The sequence below is a fragment of the Paraburkholderia sp. J76 genome (genome assembly GCF_905220295.1).
In the GTDB taxonomy this organism is placed as follows: Bacteria; Pseudomonadota; Gammaproteobacteria; order Burkholderiales; family Burkholderiaceae; genus Paraburkholderia.
The window spans coordinates 676,016-695,111 of sequence record NZ_CAJMZJ010000001.1 but is presented as its reverse complement, the minus strand read 5'-3'; the positions used below and the strand labels follow the sequence as shown (position 1 = coordinate 695,111).

Genomic DNA, 19,096 nt, shown 5'->3' with positions numbered 1-19,096 from the left:
ATGGGAATCTGAAGGATTCGTCATTGTCGGCAAGTCTGCGCGATGAACTGTCGCAGATCGCGACCGCTGCAATGCGTCCGGAAGGTCATGCCTGAGAGAAAGGCTAAACAGGCCTTCACCGCATCCAGAATCTCTCTGGCCGTAAAGCGGCCGACAGGACATCACATGCCACAGAACGAATCCCAGCAGGCCGGCGCGCGCGGAAGCGTCGTGCTGCATGTTCCCGAAGCAGAGCAGAGCAGCGTCTATCAGGCGTTGTGCGAAAGGATCAACCTTGAACCGGTCCGCGAGGCGCGGCCGCTCGAAGCATTCCAGAACAGCGACCTGCTTTCGGAGTCGTCGGCAAGCGAGCGTATTGCGCGTGCCATGAGCGCGTTCCTTGAACTGGTGGGCATGGGCGACAAGCCCGTTGAGCGACTGGACAAGTCACTCCTCGATTTCCATATCGGCCAGCTTGACGAGCAGATCAGCCGGCAGCTCGACGCGGTGATGCATCATCCTGAGTTTCAGGCGCTCGAGTCGCGCTGGCGCGGCGTGAAGTTCAACATCGATCGCATCGATTTCCGCCGCAATGTGCGCGTCGAAATGCTCGATCTGTCGAAGGAAGACCTGCTGCGCGATTTCGAGGACTGCGCCGAAATCATCCAGAGTGGTCTCTACCGTCACACCTATATCGACGAGTACGACACGCCAGGCGGCCAGCCGATCAGTGCGATGATCGCCGACTACGAGTTCACGAACTCGCCGCAGGATATTGCGCTCCTTCGCAACATCTCGAAGGTGGTGGCAGCCGCGCACATGCCGTTCATCGGTTCGGTTGGTCCGAAGTTCTTTGGCAAGCAGACCATGGAAGAAGTGGCCGCCATCCAGGACATCGGCAACTACTTCGATCGCGCCGAGTACATCAAGTGGAAGAGCTTCCGCGATACCGATGACGCGCGCTACATCGGCCTGACGATGCCCCGCGTGCTCGGCCGTCTGCCGTATGGCCCCGACACGACGCCGGTTCTCAGCTTCAACTACCAGGAAGACGTCAAGGGCCTGGACCACGAAAAGTATCTGTGGGTCAACGCTGCGTTTGTCTTCTCCGCAAACATGGCCCGAAGCTTCATGAATAACGGCTGGTGTGTCCAGGTGCGTGGCCCGCAGGCGGGTGGCAAGGTCGAAGACCTGCCGGTCCACCTGTACGATCTTGGCACTGGCGTGCAGCCCAAGATCCCGACCGAAGTCCTGATTCCGGAGACGCGCGAGTTCGAGTTCGCCAATCTCGGCTTCATCCCGCTGTCGTTCTACAAGAACCACGACTTCGCGTGCTTCTTCTCTGCCAATTCGGCCCAGAAGCCCGCGCTGTACGAGACCAGGGAGGCCATGGCCAACAGCCGCATCAACGCGCGTCTGCCGTACATCTTCCTGGTTTCGCGCATCGCACACTACCTGAAGCTCATCCAGCGCGAGAACATCGGCACGACCAAGGACCGGCGCGTGCTCGAGCTTGAACTCAACAACTGGATCAAGGGTCTCGTGACCGAGATGAAAGACCCTGGCGACGAGTTGCAGGCTTCGCACCCGTTGCGCGATGCCAAGGTCACAGTCGAGGATATAGAGGACAACCCGGGCTTCTTCCGCGTCAAGCTCTTCATCATCCCGCACTTCCAGATCGAGGGTATGGACATCGGCTTGTCGCTGGTGTCGCAGATGCCCAAGGCCAAGAACTAAAGATCGGTTGCCGGCGGACGTTCCCGCGCGCCGGCGTCGCCTAGTCAATTGCCAGCTACGGCGCACCGGCGGAAATATCGTCCGGTGCGCTGGGCGGCGGGTTTCCCCGGGAGGGTTGAAGGTGGGTGTCAACGAAGCGATTGGAGCCCTGAGAAGGGACGGCCTGCAGGCCTATCATGTTGATATTCCCGGCAGCAAGAGCGCGCCGGGTTTCGACGTCGTGGATTTTGACGGCGTCGAGGAGGCGGGCGTGCCTACCCGCTTCCGGATCAAGCTAACCCACAGGACTGCGGATCTGCCTGTGGAAGATATCCTGACGAAGACCGCTGTCTTTCCGATCCGGCCGCGGACCCTGGCGGGGGTGGCGCTACCCGCGGGTCCCGGCAAGCAGATTCAAGGTGTCATCACAGGCTTCAACCAGCTTTCCAGCAGCAGGGACGAGACAACCTACGAGGTCATCCTCGAATCGCGTATTGCGCTGCTGAGGAACGTCAAACGCTGCCGCATTTTCCTGGGGCAAACGGACCCTGAAATTGCCGAAACGATACTTCGCGAGCACGGTCTCGGCGCGGGTACAAGCGACTTCGAATTTACGCTTCGCCGCGAGTACCCGAAGCGTGACTTTGTGATGCAATGGAACGAGACGGACCTCGGGTTCATCACCCGTCTCGCGCGCCGGTCTGGCATCTGGTTCGTGATCCGTCAGGGCGAATACGGGGAAGTGACGCACTTCGGTGATGACTTCACGCACTACGAGCGCAGCGAGGCCTTCGTCGCACCTTTCAGGCCGGCCTCGGGTCTCGAAAGCACAGGCGCAGAGTCGGTTGAAGAATTCGAAACCCGGACGAAGACGATTGCACAGGCCGTGACCGTACGGCATTACAACCATCGCCAGGCACCTCAACCTATTGATGGGGAAGCCAACGCTGCACCCGATGACAAGACGACCTGGGGCACGCCCGATGTCTGGGCTGCGGGACATCTGAGCGATGATCAGGCTGAGTGGGAAGCCCAACTGCGGCACGAAGCGCTGCTGTGCGAAAAGATTGTCTATACGGGCACGGGCAACGTGTTGTGTGTCGCGCCTGGTCGTGTTTTCAGGTTCACCAATCGAGCGTTGCCGGACGCCGAGTATGGGCAGTTGGTCACGCGCGTTGAACACAGCGGATCGCGAAAGAAGCCATATCGCAACACCTATACCGCGATTCCGTCACACCTGATTTACCGTATGGCCTTGCTGGAGGGCACGTGGCCCAAAATCCACGGAACCGTCAGCGGACGCATCACGTCGCCGGACCGCTACAAGTACGCCTACGTCAACAAGGACGGCCATGTGATGGTCGCGTTCGACTTCGACCGCGATGAGCGCACGCCGGGGTTGACGAGCTGTTGGATGCGGGTCGCGAAGCCCTTTGCCGGCGCTAAAAATACCGGCCTGCATTTCCCGAATCTTGACGGGGCGGGCGTCGAGGTCGCCTTCGAAAACGGCAATCCTGATTTCCCGTATGTCGCGCACATCATGCACGACAGCTTGAACCCCGACGTCATCACGAGCGACGATCGCTGGATGACTCGCAACGTCATTCATACGCAGTCGAATAATACCCTTCAGATGGAGGATTTTGAGGGGGAGGAGCACGTCAAGCTTGCGACCGAAGGCGGCGGCAAGGCCCAACTGAATCTTGGGAATATGGTTGACTCCGGTCGCGAAAAGCGCGGCAGCGGTGCTGAGTTTCGGACTGACGATCATGCAGCCATTCGTGGTGGTAAGGGCGTACTGATCTCCGGTGATGAGCAAACGCGTGCGAACGGACATCAGCTTGATAACCGCGAAGCCATGAAGCAGCTACAAGCGGCTCTTGATGACGCAACCACACTCCGCGCGATTGCCGAAGCGGCGCAGGCCGAGCTCGTAGACGTCAAGTCTCAGCAGGCACGACTCGAAAATGCCTACAAGGAGTTGAAACAGTCAATCATCATGCTGTCCGCCCCGCATGGGATTGTTGGCGCAACACCGGAAGACATTCAATTCTCGAGCGGCCGTCATCTCACTTCAACCGCCGGCGGAAATGCCGAATTTAGCATTGCGAAGAAGTTCATCATCGGTGCGGGTGAAGTCGTTTCGGTCGTTGCGCAGAAAATTGGCATTTTGCTGTTTGCTATCAAGGGCAAGATCCAGATCCAAGCGCAAGGTGGGCCCATCGAGATGACTGCAAGCGGTGACGTGATCATCAAGGGAAAACGAGTCATTCTCGCCGGTCAAGATCAGGTGCTGATGTCTAGCGGTGGGGGCGCTTACTACAAGGTAGCCGGCAGTGTGCCGGAAGTCGGCGGCACCAGCAACTTGACAGTCAAGACCCCCTCCATTTCAAAAGCAGGCGCAGCGAGTGTTTCAAGCGCGATGCCGAGCTTTCAGCAAGGCAGCTTTGCACGAAAGTTCTTCCTCCATCCCGAAGGCAATCCCAATACGCCGATTTCTGGACAGCGCTTTCGTCTCCATTTCCCTGATGGTACGACAACTGAAGGTGTCACCGATGACAAGGGCATGAGCCAGCTTTTCGATCGCAATGACATCGAGAATCTTCGAATTGAGCCACTTGGAGCCAGCCATGAGTGACACTAATACAGCAAATAGCACGTTGCGGAACTCGAAGCAAGGTCAGCAGGCAATGCCTATGCCGGCTGGCAGCGGTGCAATGCTCACCTGTAAGGTACCGGTTAAGCCGCCAATGCCGTGTACGGTTATCGCGATTCACGGCGTTAACGATGACGGTCAGTTCTTCCCGGTCGTGGACGAATTCATCTGTAAAGGGTTGAACGCCCGTCTTGGACGAGACGATCTCTACGCGCACGAGTGGGCTCCGTGGAAGCCACTATCCGAGTCATCATTACCTGAGCTCGATGCTTCAACACAGCATCCCACAGTTGCCCGCGAGCAGGGCATGACTATCTGCAGGGAAGGACGTTCGCCCGTTATTCCGTTTCATTGGGGTTACCGCCCCGTGGACGTTGATAACTACAGGAAGGAGCAACAGCGCTATGCCAGCGACCTAAAGGCCGGCTACCATGATCCGAACCTTCCGTATAACGCGTATTTTCTCGGCCCAAATCCGTCGACCGATCAGTATGGTGACAATCTCGGCAACTGGCTAAATGCGGCTAAGGCTAAAGACGGTGGGCCATTCCCCAATGCGACGACGAATCTGGTTGATATGTGGGGTCCGGGTCCAAGCGGTGCCATCTACGGAGCCGGCGCACTAAAGCAACGCGATCCTGCGGCTCGACTGCATGATAATCCACACCGGATTTATTACGTTCACGCAGCGCGACGCTTGGCGGATCTTATTCTTCTGATTCGAACTGACAAGAGCACCGCATCCGATACGATTAATATTATTGCTCATAGCCAGGGCACTGAAATATCGATGTTGGCAAATTTCATGGTGATGGACGCGGGCGTGCGCCCTGTGGATTGTCTGATCATGTGCAATTCACCATACGGGCTCTATCCCACCGAAGCCGAGTTGGGGATGCCTGGATTGCATCAGAGCACCGAAGCACGAAAGAACACGCTGGCTAATTTCACCAGGCTAATGCACACGCAGCCACCACCGAAACCGCTGGGTCCCGCAGATATCGTAAAAAAGGGCATTGCTTCAGCAGATGCGTGGTCCAAGCCTGAGAATTCTCGTAGTAGTACGGGCTGCGTCTACAACTACTTTTGCCCGCAGGACACTGTCGTGTCGTTACCTAATATTCAAGGGATTGGGTGGCAGGGTGTAGACCAAGAAACGTTCGACACGCTCGGTCCAAGTTTCTACCAGCGCGTATTCTCAGATGGCCATGTTGTCGGCACTGGCGATGAAGAGTTTGTTCTAGGCGGGAAAAGCAAAGCTCGATTAGCCTTGGAGGCCACTACCGGTTTGCCGGGTATGCTAATGAGCCCGATTGGCAAAACTCCTCTCGCGGGTATCATCGATCACGCGGGTGAAAAGCGAAAGATTAACGGGCCCAAGCTACCTGAAACGTATACTTTTCACACGCTCAGAGATGGTAAGGATACTGGCGACAAGCTTGGCGAGCATTTGGCAGGAACTGCATTAGCGGATGGCGCGAGGAAAGATGTGCTGCGACTAGTTGATGTTGCAACCGGGGCGGAAACAGAAGCGCCTGGGCCAGGCGCGTCAGCAATCGGGATGTATGGTGGTCAACTTTACGATCTGAATGCGGCGAAGACTCAGTTGCTGGCAGCAAGATATCCTTATGCTAACCTCGTTCGTACGGCCTGGCGTCTATCCCGGTCGGCAAATGTTTCATCGTCGAGTCAGCTTATAGTACTGCGATCTGAATCGAACGATGAGGCTTTGAATCGTCTTGCTCAAATGCCTGCCGAATGGAGTCAGCATTCCGCTATTACGTTGAGTGCCGAAACAGTTCAGAAGTGCATGGCCTACGATTTGGCGATTGGTCTATCGGTTGCATTTGACAATGAAACTATGTGGTGGAAATTGATTCATCGTGCCGATTGGCGAAGCAAAAGTAACGAGGACCTCGGTGCGAGGAAGTATTTCACGGATGGAATCCTGCCGGACGCAATAAAGCCGCAGATGAATAAGCCTTCGCTACCATCTGGCGTTGAAAGCCACGTCGCCCCTTCAGGAGGTTTTAAGACGGCTAAGGCATTGCTGACAATGGCGCCTCTCTCCGCGCTCGCACCAGTTGCCGTGCTCGCTGCGTCAAGATCGCCTGTGGATCCCATGAGGCCCTGGTCTCTACCGGAACCTGACCTGAAGACTTGATATGAATACAACGCTTCCCTTGTCGGTGTGGTGGCTAGTTCCGCTGTGGGGTGTAGTCGCCGTCGTTGCTGCTTTGCTCTGGCGCGCGAAGCATCGGGTTAAGCCATTGTGGCTACGTGGTTTGTTCGGGGCTTCGATCATTTGCGCGATTCCTCTACTTCCCACGCTCGCCGCGCAACAGTTAAAGACGCCCCCTACGCAAGTGGTGTACCGATTCGACGACCATCGATGGCTGGAACTGACCGGCTGGAAGTGCGAAGGTGCGCTCACCTACGTGGACTCGAAGCAAAATATTCGGACCATCGCGTCACCGCAGTTCTATCGGATTGTGCTGTTCCCCTATATTCACCCGTCCGAGCGATATATCGCAATCCCATTCGCAGACATGAGTGCAATTATGGTTTCCCGGGACGGTGGTCGAACGTTTCGACCTGATGCAAGAGTATGGGTTGGACTCCACAACCGATATGGTGACTCGGACCCAACAGCGAGCGACGTACGCCAATTCGTCGTCGTCGACGACCGAGGTTACATTGAAACAAAGAATGGACGCGTGCTTCAAAGCTCGCTGCCGATTGGTCAACATTGGGGCCAGTGGTTTATCGACTATCCGCTGACGGAGAGCGACAAGAATCTGACTCTTTACGATGATCCAGGATTCCAAGATATGAAAAATACTGTGCCAAAGGTGAATAACTACAGTGGGTGGTCGCGCATGACGTGTGATCCGGATGTCGGGCTTGAGCCATAGAAAATCAGTTCGGCGGGTGTCCGTGGCCTGATTCCGAGGCGTACTCGGTTGGCTCTCCTGTTTTTTTGGGGCTGGCACCTATATTCAGGGTAATTTGACGTCGCAATAAATTTCGAAACACCGAGCACCTAGCTATGTTCCATAGAAACTCTTGCGCCAAGGGCGCGGTCCGAGTATGAAGTTTTTTCCAGGATTGGTAATAGGCGGAGCAGTTGGGCTCGTGATCGCTGGTGTTGTTTCGCTGGTTCAAGCTAATCAAGCCGGGCCGTTTGGCGGTCTTGCATGGATTCTGGGTGGGTTCTTATATCCGCTTGTTGTTGGTGGCACCGTCGGAGGGCTCATTGGAGGATGTGTTTCCTCCCTTTTTCTGCAGGAGATGGATGAAGGGAATCGCAAGTCAGTCGGCTCAACGGATGGGCAGAAAATCCCTGATGTATCACATTTGGTTCCAGGAAGAAGCGTCCGCACGGGCGGACGCATTGTTACCTTTGATAGCATTGCTGCTCGTCAATCGACTGTAACGAATAACCTTGTCGATCTTGACGAGTCGAAATAGAAAGCGATTTGAATATGGTTCGTACACCTCGCGACAAATCCACACAAGGCGGTGAGCGAAAGCGTGGGTTCTGGTTGGCCGCTGGCGTTGCTGTTGCTCAGGTCATCATTCTTGGCTGCGCCTTGGCCTTTTGGTCATGGCGGGCTGATTCGGAATTTTACTGGGGTTTTCTCCTGGTCAAGCCTCCACTACAAGGTGTGTCTTGCTTCGTTGTTGTCGCCCCGATTCTGTTCTTCTCGTGGAAGTTAAAGCGATCTTCGGTTCCCATGCGTGATGCATTCGCAGTCACGCAGGTCGTCTTCTGGGGCTTAGCTCTGTTGACTGTTCCGCTAGGATTTTTCATGTCGCTTACGGATGCTCTCGCGGTTGTTGGACACTAACGGTGTAAGCACGAGCTTTTCAGCTTCCCGAGAATCAGAGTCTTTAAGCATGGCGAATTGGCGGGCCTGTGTTCGTTCGGTTTGTGGGGGTGTGATCTGCAATGAGGCACGTGGTTCGATTGTCAATTCACGGAGCAAAAACATGAGGCGCTTGTTGGCTGCCCTCGTGGGCGCGCTCGCCGGATCTGGCGTCGCGATTTTGTTCGCGATGCTGATGGCCGAATCTGATGGTGGCAGTGTGGCGTTGGTTATTCTTGTACCAATAGGCGTCGCAGGTTCCGCGGGCATTGGTGCACTGATTGGTGCGCTTCTTGCGCGAAAATTTTAGGCATGTCGAACAAAAATCTCGACTGTTGAGGTGTAGTTCAATTTAGAGACATCATGAAAGTACTTCTAGGAGCGCTCTTCGGATGCATTATTGCGGTTTTGATCGTCACCGCCGTGCTGGTTTGTGGTTCCGATGAAGGACCCTATCGATCTATCGGATCGGCATATGCGTCCATTTTTTTTATTCCTCCGGCGGCGCTCGTTGGCGCGACCATTGGAGGATTATTTGCTTACAAGCGGCTTTAATTTTCGAACATGAAGAAAGCACCTGTCCGGTACAACGACGTTTCAACTCACGACGGGCAAGACAATGGTCGAGTGGTTACGGCTTCGTCGACGCTCATCATCGACAACCGCGCTGCTGCACTTGATGGCGACTTCGTAGACTGTCCGAAGCACGGAAGAGTGCAACTCGTCGGTGGAAATGACGGTTACGTTGAGAATGGACGCTACCTGATTGTTCATCGGTGCAAGACCACGTGCGGCGCCGAGGTGCTCGCAAGTACTGACGAATTTGAGATCTAGCTCATGGGATGGCCAATTCCGCGTATTCCTGTCGTCCGCGAAGCAAAAGCGCCCTCGGTCTGGCTGATTGCCGGTTTGTGCGTCGTATGCTATTTCGTCGCCGCCATACTGACCCTGCTCCTGTGGCCGTCGGCGAGCGGTACCGCCCGGAATCCGCGATTTTGGGCATGCATTGCAGGGGCACCTACCGTAGCAGTAATTTTGCTGGTGATGACCATCTTTCACTGGCATTGGATGGACGTACTTTACAGGACGTTCTGGAATGTGCTGGCTCGTGCCATCGATCTCGCCTGGCGCCGCTGGGCAAGACTGAATGTGGCGATTACCGCTTTCTCAACGCTGGCGCCTGAGAGTGAACTGGCCGAAAAAATTGCCGGTCTCGCTGGCAATGCTCCGCAGAACAAGACGGAAGTGCGAACGCTCCAGGGTTTTGAAGCGGATCTGCACACTAGCCGAACCGAAATCGTTCTTGCACGGCTGCTTGATGACCTGAAACCAACGTTAGATCAGTTGGGATCACGGCAAATTCTGCGCGTTGTCGTCTGGGCCGGGAAATGTGACGAGCCGAGCGGCCTTGGCGACGCGCTTGCCAGACGCTGGCGTTCAACTTCGATCTTGCCGCACGCACAGGTGGAAGTGGTGTCCGAAGTATCGTGGTCCAGTGTTGAGCGTTACGTTCGGCAGGGCGGTGCGCTGCTGCTGCTTTGTGCGCAACTCCACGACGCCGGTGAAGAGGCACCGCAATACACCGAAATCGCAGTTGGACTTCTCTTCGAGCCTGTTACGTCGGCTCGCAGGCCAGGCATATCGCCAGTGCGTCTGTTCCGTTCAATGCCAACCGCGATTGAATCGCTTGGGGCAGACCTGCGCCAGTTTGGCGGCGCTGGGGCGATTGAACTCGCGAAATTTCGTATGGGTTGGAGCTGTGGACTTGGCAAGCCGGAAAAGTACGCGCTGGCGCAAGCTATCACGGACTGCGGATTAGCCCTCAAGGGTGGGGCAAATGGACTCATTTCTCTCGACGACTGCATCGGTCCGGTAGGTCCGTTCAGTCCATGGATTTCGCTGGCGCTGGTCACCGAACTTGCGGGGTATGGACAGGGAGCACAACTTCTTGCGCTTCAGGAGGGGAATACGCTGCGTCTTGCGGCTGCAGCACTTACAGAATCATCTGTGCCGTTGGAAGCACCGGGGGAGGCTAGTCGCAATCTCGGCGCGGGAGCCGTATTAGTATGCCTCTCGCTTTGGATTGCGTTGTTGCTCGCAGTACTTGTTCGACCAGCGAATACGTTTGTCTGGATTCTTGGCGGAATTGGTGTAGCGATCCTGCTTGCCATTCTGTTGTTGTTTATTCATCCATGGATCGTGCAGACAAGAGTCGAGCGCGATATCAAAGACGCAGGCGGTCACCTGCCCAACGACGCCATCGAAGCATGAAGATATTGTTGATCTCCAGAGAACATATTAGCGACAGCGTATTCGCAACGTCGTTTGCATTGAGGCAGGTGATGCGATGAGTAAAACTCAACAGAAGGATCTATCTCTCCGAGTGCTGGTTGGGTTCGTCGCCGCTCTGATCTTGACGGCTTTCTTGTTCTGGATCGCCGGGAAGCAATTCGGCTGGAATGACAACCAGTTGCTGATCGTTGAACTTGGCTTTCTGTGCATTCTATTGCTCGCAGTTGTCTGCTATCTCATCGCGAAGCGACTCACCGGGGATACGGTTGACCCGTCGATTGGCGGAGTGTCGGGCGGTCCAATTGGCAAGCAGGATAACGGCGGAGAGCTAACGCCTCAGCCTATGACGCTTACTGACCTTGCCCAACGCTTGCGTCTGAAGCACGGCTTCTTCTGGCGTTATCGTGAATCGTGGCTGCTGCTTGTCGGCCCAGCCCGGTCTGTCGCCGCGCATATTCCGCACCTTGCGACTCAGGATTGGCACGTCGAGGGTGACACGGTTCTACTGCATTGCCCGGTGACTGCGGGTGGTCAGCCGGATGGTGATTGGCTCAAACAACTGGCCAAGCTGCGTTGGCGTCGGCCGGTTGATGGCGTCGTGCTGTTCAGTGATGCGATAAGCGACATGCCTTCTGCGCAACGATCCGTGCTCGCTGGAAGATCACTGCTTTCTCAGATAGCGCTGGGGCTTCATTGGTCTGCACCGGTGCACATTGTCACGGACAGTGGAATGACGGCTCCGTCACGAGGCGCAGATACCGTGGTTGGCTGCTCGCTGCCTCGCCGAGAGGAGGAAGCCACAACGTTAGATGCGCTCACGACGCTTGGCAAACGCCTTGCCGTGTCGGGGACAAAAGCCCTTTGCGAGAACAACCGGAACCGATATTTTGCAGAGCTTTCTCGGCAATTGGAGACGTGGGCGGCACCTCTCGCACGATTTGCTGCGGGCCTCGCTTCAACACATCGATTGCCACTCGAAGTTAGGGGGACGTGGTTCGTACCAGCGGAACCTGTACACAAAGCGACGCCGTCCTATGACGCACCTCCATCGCCGCTGTGGCAGCACGTCGGGGCATCAAGCCGACGCGCGACGGGACGCCGGATTGGCCTTCATCCGAGTACAGTCGGCGCCGTGGCCGTTGGGGTTTTCGCTGCCCTCTGGATCGTGGGAATGTTCCTCTCTGGTACATCGAACACGCATGAGCTGCTGTTCGCAAATCAGCTCACGCAACATCTATCGCAGGCGCAAGATGACCGCTCCGGGTTACACGCGTTGCTCGATATCCAGCAAGACATCGAGCGCTTCGAATACCGCGCATCGTCAGGCGCACCGTGGTACTCGCGCTTCGGCCTGAACCGCGATAAATCGATTCTGGCCGGGCTATGGCACGCCTATACCCCCGCGAGTCGTCGTCTGCTTGTCTCACCCACGCAACAGGGACTCGAATCGTCGCTCACAACGGTGGCCGCAATGCGCACTGACGTCTCTGACGAGACCACGAGCCAGCAGGCACTGGCCGGACACAAGACACTGCGCACTTACCTGATGCTTGCTGAACCGAAACGGGCCGACGCAAAGGCGATGGTGCCCGAGCTCACGTGGAACTGGATTACCAACGCCAACCTGACCGTTGGCGAGCGGCAGGACCTGGCTCACCAGTTCTTCCCGTTTTTCGCGCAACATCTCGCGTCGCATCCGGAGTGGGCGATCCAGCCGCGTACGGATCTCGTGAATAACACACGACAGGTGCTCCTCGCCCTGATCGGGACAAGCAACTCGACGGATACGATTTATCACTCGATCCTGGACGAGGCCACCGGCAAGTACGGAGATCAGTCGCTTGCTACGCTGCTGGCCGGAAGCGATGCGCGCGGACTGTTCCGCACCGGCGCCACGGTGCCAGGCGTCTATACGCGGCAGGCGTGGGACGGGCAGATCGCGCAGGCGATTGACGAAGCGGCGCAACGCCAGAACGTGACGGCCGACTGGGTGCTGAACGCATCGGCGACGGCCCAGCCGCCGCAGTCGGTCGATGCGCTTCGCAAGGCGCTCCGGGACATGTACTTCGACGAATACGCCCGGCAGTGGCAGGCTTTCGCCAACTCGATTCAGTGGGTGAGCGCTCCCACGTTGCCCGGCGATCGCCGAACAGCTACGTCTCTTCGCGGATTCCCGTCAGTCGCCCATGATCGCGTTGATGAAGGCGCTCGAGTATCAGGGCCGTGCCGGGGAGAACATCACATCGCTCTCCGACACGCTCGTCGCGAAGGCCCAGAATCTGATCGGCAACCATTCGTACGCCGGTGCCATAGAAGGCGCCGCACAGGCCGTCATTCCGGCGGCGCCGCTCGACGCGTCTTTTGGTCCTGTCCTGCGTCTCGTGAGCGCCGCCCAGCCACAGGGCAAGGCTGATTCGAACATCGGCCTGCAACGCTACCTTGACGCCATTACGACGTTGCGCCTGAAGATCGAGGCCATGACCAACAGCGGAAGCATGGACGACCAGGCCCGGCAGGTCGCGCAGGCGCAGTTCCAGGGCAAGAGTTCCGAGCTATCCGATACCCGGACTTACGCAAGCCTCGTCGCAGCGAGCCTCGGGGAGCAGTGGTCCGGGCTCGGGGATTCGCTTTTCCTGCGTCCCGTTGACCAGGCCATGCAGGCGGTCATGCAGCCGGCGCAGGCGAGCCTGAACGATGCCTGGCGACAGACCATCGTCGAGCCATGGGCGCGCGCATTCCAGGGACGCTATCCGTTCGCCTCGAGCGACGACGACGCGTCCTTCCCGGAGCTCGTTCGTTTCCTGCGCGACCAGACGGGCCTTGTACCGGCGTTCATCAATCAGCAGCTCGCCGGCGCGCTCGAACTCCATGGCGATCGCTGGGTACCGGGGAGTGCCGGCGCCGGATTGCGCTTCGATCCGGCATTCCTGAAGGCGATCAATGTCTTGCAGGGCATCGCGTCGCACATGCTTGCATCCGGCGCCGCCCAATACCGCTTCGACCTGATGCCGCAACCGAGCGCCGATGTCACGGAAACGCAGCTCACTGTAGACGGACAGACGCTGAAGTACCTGAACTCGGCCGATCGCTGGCAGCCGTTCGTCTGGCCGGGTAACGATCTGCTCGTAACCGGCACGCGCCTTGAGTGGCAAACCGTGCAGTCCGGCCTGAACAAGGGCTTCGAGAAACAGGGGCGTTGGGCATTCGTGCGCATGCTGGCATCGGCCAATGTCGAACCGCTCTCGGATACGCGATTCAAGCTGACGTGGATCGCCTCGCCGGGTCCTGTGCCAGCCACCGCGGCCGCCGCCGCGGTGGCGTCGACGCCGGCCTCGGCCGCGGCGCCGACGATGGCGAGTGACCCCACGACGCTGACGGTGAAGGCGCCTGAAGCTGCGGTGCCGAAAAACGTTACCCACCCGCTCACGTATGTGATGCGCACAGACGCAGGCCGCGGCCCACTGGAACTCCTCGCGCTGCGTGGTTTCGCGATTCCCGCGAGAATCTTCGCGCCGGCTGCAGCGTCGGGCGCCGGGGCGAAGGCCGCAGGCCCTCCGCCGCTGCCCGCGTCGGCGGTCGCAGCCGCCCGTCACGCAGCGATTTCACTTCCTCACGGCGCAGTGCCTGACACCGAATGAACATGTTCGCCAATTTCATCAAGCAGCTCTTCGGGGCACGCAACCCGGATGAGCTTGCCCGCGAGCGGTTCAGCGCATGGGAAGACTGGCTCAAGCCGCTACCAGCCGCGGACGGGAAGGGCGTGGGCCGGGAACCCGGATACGACGACGCCTTTATTGCGGTCAAGGAAGAGATCGGCAAGCTTTCCGACATCGACGATGCCTTGATCGTCCAGTCCTGCCAGCAAATGCTTTGCGAGGTCGGCAAGGATCTGCGCCTCGCGGGCTACTACGTGTTCGCGCGTGTCCGTCAGGATGGCGCTGCCGGACTTGCAGATGGTCTCGAACTCATCGCCGCTCTCGTCGACCGTTTCGGACACGCGCTGCTACCGGGCCGCGACGAAGCGAAGCGCTCGGCGATCGAATGGATCGCGACAGCGCGCGTACTGGAACAGCTTGACCGCCACGGCGAGTTCGCGCCTGCGGAGCTCGAACGGGCGATGGCGGCGCTGAACCTGCTAGTTGGCAAAACGGGGGAATGGCCCGAGGCAGCCCGCCCGAACCTCCAGGCGCTGGTGTCCCGTTTCGAAGGCAGCGAAGACGTGGTGCGGCCTGTGCCGGAGGGTACTGCCACGATGTCGGGCGGAACAGGGGCGCTTGCCACCGGCGCGACGCCGATTGCCTCGACACGCGATGCGCTTGAGCATACCCGCATGCTGGCCAGATACCTGCGCGACGAAGAGCACGGCTACCTGCCGGCCGCACGTCTGGTGCGCTGTATGCGCTGGGATACCGTTCATGAAGTCCCGCCGGCCGATGCCCAGGGCCGCACGCGCCTCGCGCCGCCGCGCGCCGAGCTGCGGCAGCAGTTCAAGCGGCTCGTCCTGCAAAAGCAGTGGCCAGAGCTGCTAGAGCGCGTGGAGGGCGCATACATGGAAGGTGTCAACCACCTGTGGCTCGACCTGCAATATTTCCAGCACGTCGCGCTTGACCATGCGGGCTCGCCGTACACGGAGTGGCGCGACATCCTGCGCACCGACTTCGCGCTTTTCCTCGAACGCCTCCCTGGTATCCAGAAGCTGGCCTTCAACGACGGCACGCCCTTCGCCGACGACGCGACGCTCGAGTGGATAGCGAGCCATGCGGTCGTGCGCAATCTCGACGAGGGCGAAGCGCTCGCCGCATTGCCCGTGTCGACCGACGATGAAGATGGCGCGGTCGCGAACTGGCAGGAGATGGAGGAGCAGGCACGCGAACTGGCGCAGTCACAGGGTATCGAGGCAGCTTTTGCCTGGATTGATGGCCTGCCAGGTATCCGCACCGACCGCCAACGCTACCTGCAGCGCTGGGTCATGGCGCGCGTCGCAGAGGGCGCGGGACGTCCGGAGATCTGCGTTCGCCTGCTGACCGAGCTGGATGCCGGAGGTCCCCACTTCCGGCTCGCCGGATGGGAGCCGTCGCTGACATTCGAGATCAAGCACCATCTGCTTAGAGCCCTCAAGGCATCAATACACCGCAAGGACGCCGACAAACCGGCCATCACCCGGCAGATTGAAAAACTCGGCAATGACATGACTGTGCTCGATCCTGCACGGGCCATCGCCGTTCTGTAAAAAGACAGGAAATATTGCATGAACGACGATTCCACGTTGCGCTATTACGAAGCCGAGATGCGTTACCTGACCGAAGCCGGTCGGGAGTTTGCGAATACCCATCCGGATCGCGCACGGATGCTCAATCTCGATCGCGTGGGCGAGCGCGATCCCTACGTCGAGCGGCTTTTTGAAGGCTTCGCGTTTCTGGTCGGGCGCCTGCGCGAGAAACTCGACGACGAACTGCCGGAGATCACCGAGGCGCTGGTAAGCCTGCTGTGGCCGCACTATCTGCGCACGCTGCCGTCGCTGTCCATTCTCGAACTCGAACCTGACTTCGGTACGTTGCAGAAACGCGAGACGATTCCTGCCGGCATCGAAGTGCGTTCCGATCCTGTGGGCGCGGAGGGTACTCGCTGTACCTACCGCACGACGTGGCCGGTGGATCTGCTGCCGCTGCACCTGAAGTCGGCCAGCGCCGGCACGCGCGCGGACGGGCGCTCGACCATCCGCGTGGCGTTTCATATCGAAGCCCAGTCGCGACAGAACACGCTGAACGTGCCGCACCTCAGGCTCTATCTGAATGCGGACCGGCCGGTGGCCATGGCCCTGCATCTCGCGCTGACACGTCACGTCGACGATATTCTGCTGCGGCTGCCGACCGTGCGTGACGGCGAGCCGAAATCGTTGCCCGACGCCTGGTTCGCGACGGCAGGATTCGCGGCCGACGAGCGGTTGTGGCCCAAGCCGGACAACGCCTTTGGCGGCTATCAACTGCTCCTGGAATATTTCAGCTTCCCCGAGAAGTTTCTTTTCGTCGACCTCCACGGCATCGATCTCGCCTCCCTCGCGCCGAGCGTGACCGAGTTTGAAATCGAGGTGGTACTGAATCAGACGTACCCGGCCGATCTGCGGTTCTCGGAAAAGAACATCCGGTTGTTCTGCACGCCGATAATCAACCTGTTTCGCATGGACGCGGAGCCGATCCGTGTCGACCATCACGCGACGTCCTACGTCGTGCGGCCGCGATTGCGCCATGGCGAGCACGTTGAAACTTACTCGGTCGATGCAGTTGACGCGCATGACCACGCGACCGGCGACCGCGTCGAATACGTGCCGTTCTCAAGCTTCAAGCACCGCGGCGGCATGCTGCGGCACGACGCGCCCGAGCGCTACTACCATACGCGCGTCCAGCAGGGTGTGAAGGGCCTCTACGAAACGTGGCTGGTGCTGGGCGGTCACGCCTGGGAAAATGCCGAAGAAATGCCACGCGAAACACTGTCGCTGCGCGTGACTGGCACGAACGGCATGCTGCCGCGCAAAGGCCTGCGCGAAGCCGGCATCAACGAAATGGGGAAGGGGATCTCGAACGTTGCGCGCGTGCGCAACCTCGTTTCGCCCACGCTGCCGCTCCATCCGCCGACCGGCGACCGCTTCCAGTGGCGCATCCTGTCTCACCTCACGCCGAATTACCTCTCGTTGCTCGACGCGGAAGTGCTACGTGGCACGCTCGCCCTCTACGACTGGACCGATGGCGAGATGAACCGGCGACGGCTCAATGGTATCCAGAAGGTCACCCGCAAGGGCCTGCGCAAGGTCATGCAGGGCGCCGTGGAGCGGGGTGTGCAGATCGAGGTGACCCTCGACAGTCATGCATTCGCCGGTGAGGGCGACATGATGCTCTTCGGTGAAATGCTGCACCGCTTTTTTGAACTCTATGCCGATGTGAATCTCTTCACACAGCTCGTGCTCGTCAGCCTGCCAACACAAGAACGCATCGAGTGGCCGGCCAGCAAGTCGGACAGGGCGCCGCTATGAGCGAGACGGATGTAGTGCGCGGCAATGTACAAGCACGCCGACCAAAGTTTGCGCCGCTGATCCGCGCGTTGCTGTCCGCCGCGCCGCGCATGAATGTGCTCCAGTTGATGCGTCTGCTCGAGCTTCAGTCGCCGGACAAACCCGGCTTTGGGACGCAGGACACGCCGGAGCATGAGCCGGTGCGGTTCCAGCCTCGCGCGCGCGTAGGCTTCCCTACCTCGGAAGTCGCAGGTATTTCGTTCGATGACGAAAACGAGGATGCGCCGCCGTCGGTGCAGACTACCTTCCTCGGCCTGTACGGTGTCGACGCGGCGATGCCGCCGCACCTGATCGACGACATCGTGTTGCGAACGGAAGGGCACGAGAAGGCGATGGCCTTTCTCGATATCTTTAACCATCGCATCGTCACGCTCCTCTATAGAGCCTGGTTGAAGTACCACTACCCGGTCAATTTCCGTCCGGGCGGCACGGACGAGATCTCAAAGTATCTCCTGTCTCTCGCGGGGTTCGGTATCGGAGATCCGGCGGGCAAATCCGGGCTCGCGCCGTCCCGGCTTCTGGCGCTGGTGGGGCTCTTCATGCAGCGTACGCGACCGGCCGAGGGCGTAGCAGGTGTTGTGGCCCATCTGCTCAACGGTGCGGCTGTTACTGTGCGCGAGTTCTACGCACAATGGACGCGTGTCGAGGATCAGCAGGGATTGACCGCGAGACCACGTGCCCGCCGTGCAAACGCGCCGGCCTTGAGCGGTCTGGGCGATGGCCATGTGCTCGGTTCTCGAGTGCTGGACCGGTCACAGGCCGTACTCATCACCATCCGGCCGCTTGATGTCGCCCAGACGCACGCGTTGTTACCGGGCGAGGTGCTCCATCAGGATCTGATGCGCCTTGTGGGCCTGTATCTCGGAGATAAGGCGGACGCAGTGCTGCGCATGGAAATTCCTGCCTCAGCTACGCCAACGCTCGCGCTAACGGGCGGCGCCACGCCAGTTGGAGTGCACCGGCCACGTCTGGCCTGGACCGCGTTGCTGACGCCTGCGGCCGATCAGATGGTGACGATCAATCTTGGTCGCTATGACTCGCTGAAGCTGTGAAACATGACAAGGACGTAAACATGAATCGCCTACTAAAAATCCTTGCCTTTGTCGCGATCCTCGCACTTTCGGGCGCATTGGCCCTCCATCGCACCGCGAAAGCCGACGAGACCATGGGCCTCGATGTTGTGGGCTACAACCATACCGACCACGATATCGGCAGTTTTTCGGTCAACAGTGAAGCTGGTTCCTACATAGGCAAGCACGAACAAGGGGGGTTTGCCTGCTGTGTAGCTCTTCCTGCGAAATTTAGCCCCGGCATGACCGTGACGGTGAAGTGGACGGATGCCTACAACAAGAACCCCCAAAGCCGCATTGTCACGGTTCCTCCTTTTAGTCCAAAAGACACAGGAGTATTTGCAGTGCACTTTCTCCGGAGTGGTGAGATCAAGGTGTTCGTCACAGACCTCGTTTTCATAACTAATCCGGACTACCCGCTCAAGGGCGATGAAGCCACGATGTAGGT

15 protein-coding genes are annotated in these 19,096 nt (G+C 58.7%); all 15 read left to right on the top strand.

Features of this window, described 5'->3' with window-relative positions:
- Nucleotides 1-165: 165 nt before the first annotated feature.
- The 15 genes from tssC to U5768_RS03075 all read left to right on the top strand — a co-directional run bounded on the left by tssC (nucleotide 166) and on the right by U5768_RS03075 (nucleotide 19,094).
- On the top strand, nucleotides 166-1,716 hold the full coding sequence (gene tssC, locus U5768_RS03140; protein ID WP_322028907.1) for a type VI secretion system contractile sheath large subunit: 1,551 nt from the start codon (nucleotides 166-168) through the stop codon (nucleotides 1,714-1,716).
- 121 nt (nucleotides 1,717-1,837) lie between these two features.
- Entirely contained in the window at nucleotides 1,838-4,333 is a 2,496-nt protein-coding gene (locus tag U5768_RS03135; RefSeq protein WP_322028906.1) for a type VI secretion system tip protein VgrG, read from the top strand.
- A complete protein-coding gene (locus U5768_RS03130; protein WP_322028905.1) occupies nucleotides 4,326-6,515 on the top strand; it encodes an effector protein Tle3 domain-containing protein in 2,190 nt (729 codons plus the stop codon). The genes U5768_RS03135 and U5768_RS03130 overlap by 8 nt, the downstream gene beginning before the upstream one ends.
- Nucleotide 6,516: 1 nt before the next feature.
- Nucleotides 6,517-7,266 (top strand): hypothetical protein, encoded by a 750-nt coding sequence (locus U5768_RS03125; protein WP_322028904.1) that lies wholly within the window; start codon nucleotides 6,517-6,519, stop codon nucleotides 7,264-7,266.
- A 220-nt stretch (nucleotides 7,267-7,486) separates the two neighbouring features.
- Nucleotides 7,487-7,822, top strand: coding sequence for a hypothetical protein (locus tag U5768_RS03120; protein ID WP_322028903.1), 336 nt, complete (start codon nucleotides 7,487-7,489; stop codon nucleotides 7,820-7,822).
- Nucleotides 7,823-8,344: 522 nt separating this feature from the next.
- Nucleotides 8,345-8,530, top strand: coding sequence for a hypothetical protein (locus U5768_RS03115; protein ID WP_322028902.1), 186 nt, complete (start codon nucleotides 8,345-8,347; stop codon nucleotides 8,528-8,530).
- Nucleotides 8,531-8,583: 53 nt separating this feature from the next.
- Nucleotides 8,584-8,775 carry a hypothetical protein gene (locus U5768_RS03110; RefSeq protein ID WP_322028901.1) on the top strand — a complete coding sequence of 64 codons (192 nt, stop codon included), beginning with the start codon at nucleotides 8,584-8,586 and terminating at the stop codon, nucleotides 8,773-8,775.
- Between the two features lie 9 nt (nucleotides 8,776-8,784).
- Nucleotides 8,785-9,054, top strand: a complete 270-nt coding sequence (locus U5768_RS31940) for a PAAR domain-containing protein (protein WP_415913834.1) — start codon at nucleotides 8,785-8,787, stop codon at nucleotides 9,052-9,054.
- Nucleotides 9,055-9,057: 3 nt separating this feature from the next.
- Complete coding sequence (locus tag U5768_RS03105; RefSeq protein ID WP_322028900.1) at nucleotides 9,058-10,491, top strand: hypothetical protein; 1,434 nt, start codon at nucleotides 9,058-9,060, stop codon at nucleotides 10,489-10,491.
- 76 nt (nucleotides 10,492-10,567) lie between these two features.
- Nucleotides 10,568-12,925: an ImcF-related family protein gene (locus U5768_RS03100; RefSeq protein WP_322028899.1), complete on the top strand. Its 2,358-nt coding sequence runs from the start codon at nucleotides 10,568-10,570 to the stop codon at nucleotides 12,923-12,925.
- The gene (locus tag U5768_RS03095) at nucleotides 12,894-14,150 is read left to right on the top strand and encodes a type VI secretion IcmF C-terminal domain-containing protein (protein WP_322028898.1); all 1,257 of its coding nucleotides are present in this window, start codon (nucleotides 12,894-12,896) and stop codon (nucleotides 14,148-14,150) included. Before U5768_RS03100 ends, U5768_RS03095 begins: the two co-directional genes overlap by 32 nt.
- A 2-nt stretch (nucleotides 14,151-14,152) precedes the next feature.
- A complete protein-coding gene (gene tssA, locus U5768_RS03090) occupies nucleotides 14,153-15,742 on the top strand; it encodes a type VI secretion system protein TssA (protein ID WP_322029002.1) in 1,590 nt (529 codons plus the stop codon).
- 57 nt (nucleotides 15,743-15,799) lie between these two features.
- The gene (tssF, locus tag U5768_RS03085) at nucleotides 15,800-17,539 is read left to right on the top strand and encodes a type VI secretion system baseplate subunit TssF (RefSeq protein WP_415913833.1); all 1,740 of its coding nucleotides are present in this window, start codon (nucleotides 15,800-15,802) and stop codon (nucleotides 17,537-17,539) included.
- Complete coding sequence (gene tssG / locus U5768_RS03080) at nucleotides 17,536-18,630, top strand: type VI secretion system baseplate subunit TssG (RefSeq protein ID WP_322028896.1); 1,095 nt, start codon at nucleotides 17,536-17,538, stop codon at nucleotides 18,628-18,630. The genes tssF and tssG overlap by 4 nt, the downstream gene beginning before the upstream one ends.
- 20 nt (nucleotides 18,631-18,650) lie before the next feature.
- A complete protein-coding gene (locus tag U5768_RS03075) occupies nucleotides 18,651-19,094 on the top strand; it encodes a DUF3304 domain-containing protein (RefSeq protein ID WP_322028895.1) in 444 nt (147 codons plus the stop codon).
- Nucleotides 19,095-19,096: the final 2 nt, after the last annotated feature.

Excerpts from the sequence above, each read along its gene's own strand:
- tssC (WP_322028907.1), top strand. The coding sequence starts at position 166 with ATGCCACAGAACGAATCCCAGCAGGCCGGCGCGCGCGGAAGCGTCGTG.
- U5768_RS03130 (WP_322028905.1), top strand. The coding sequence starts at position 4,326 with ATGAGTGACACTAATACAGCAAATAGCACGTTGCGGAACTCGAAGCAA.
- U5768_RS03125 (WP_322028904.1), top strand. The coding sequence starts at position 6,517 with ATGAATACAACGCTTCCCTTGTCGGTGTGGTGGCTAGTTCCGCTGTGG.
- U5768_RS03115 (WP_322028902.1), top strand. The coding sequence starts at position 8,345 with ATGAGGCGCTTGTTGGCTGCCCTCGTGGGCGCGCTCGCCGGATCTGGC.
- U5768_RS03110 (WP_322028901.1), top strand. The coding sequence starts at position 8,584 with ATGAAAGTACTTCTAGGAGCGCTCTTCGGATGCATTATTGCGGTTTTG.
- U5768_RS31940 (WP_415913834.1), top strand. The coding sequence starts at position 8,785 with ATGAAGAAAGCACCTGTCCGGTACAACGACGTTTCAACTCACGACGGG.
- U5768_RS03105 (WP_322028900.1), top strand. The coding sequence starts at position 9,058 with ATGGGATGGCCAATTCCGCGTATTCCTGTCGTCCGCGAAGCAAAAGCG.
- U5768_RS03100 (WP_322028899.1), top strand. The coding sequence starts at position 10,568 with ATGAGTAAAACTCAACAGAAGGATCTATCTCTCCGAGTGCTGGTTGGG.
- tssA (WP_322029002.1), top strand. The coding sequence starts at position 14,153 with ATGTTCGCCAATTTCATCAAGCAGCTCTTCGGGGCACGCAACCCGGAT.
- tssF (WP_415913833.1), top strand. The coding sequence starts at position 15,800 with ATGCGTTACCTGACCGAAGCCGGTCGGGAGTTTGCGAATACCCATCCG.
- tssG (WP_322028896.1), top strand. The coding sequence starts at position 17,536 with ATGAGCGAGACGGATGTAGTGCGCGGCAATGTACAAGCACGCCGACCA.
- U5768_RS03075 (WP_322028895.1), top strand. The coding sequence starts at position 18,651 with ATGAATCGCCTACTAAAAATCCTTGCCTTTGTCGCGATCCTCGCACTT.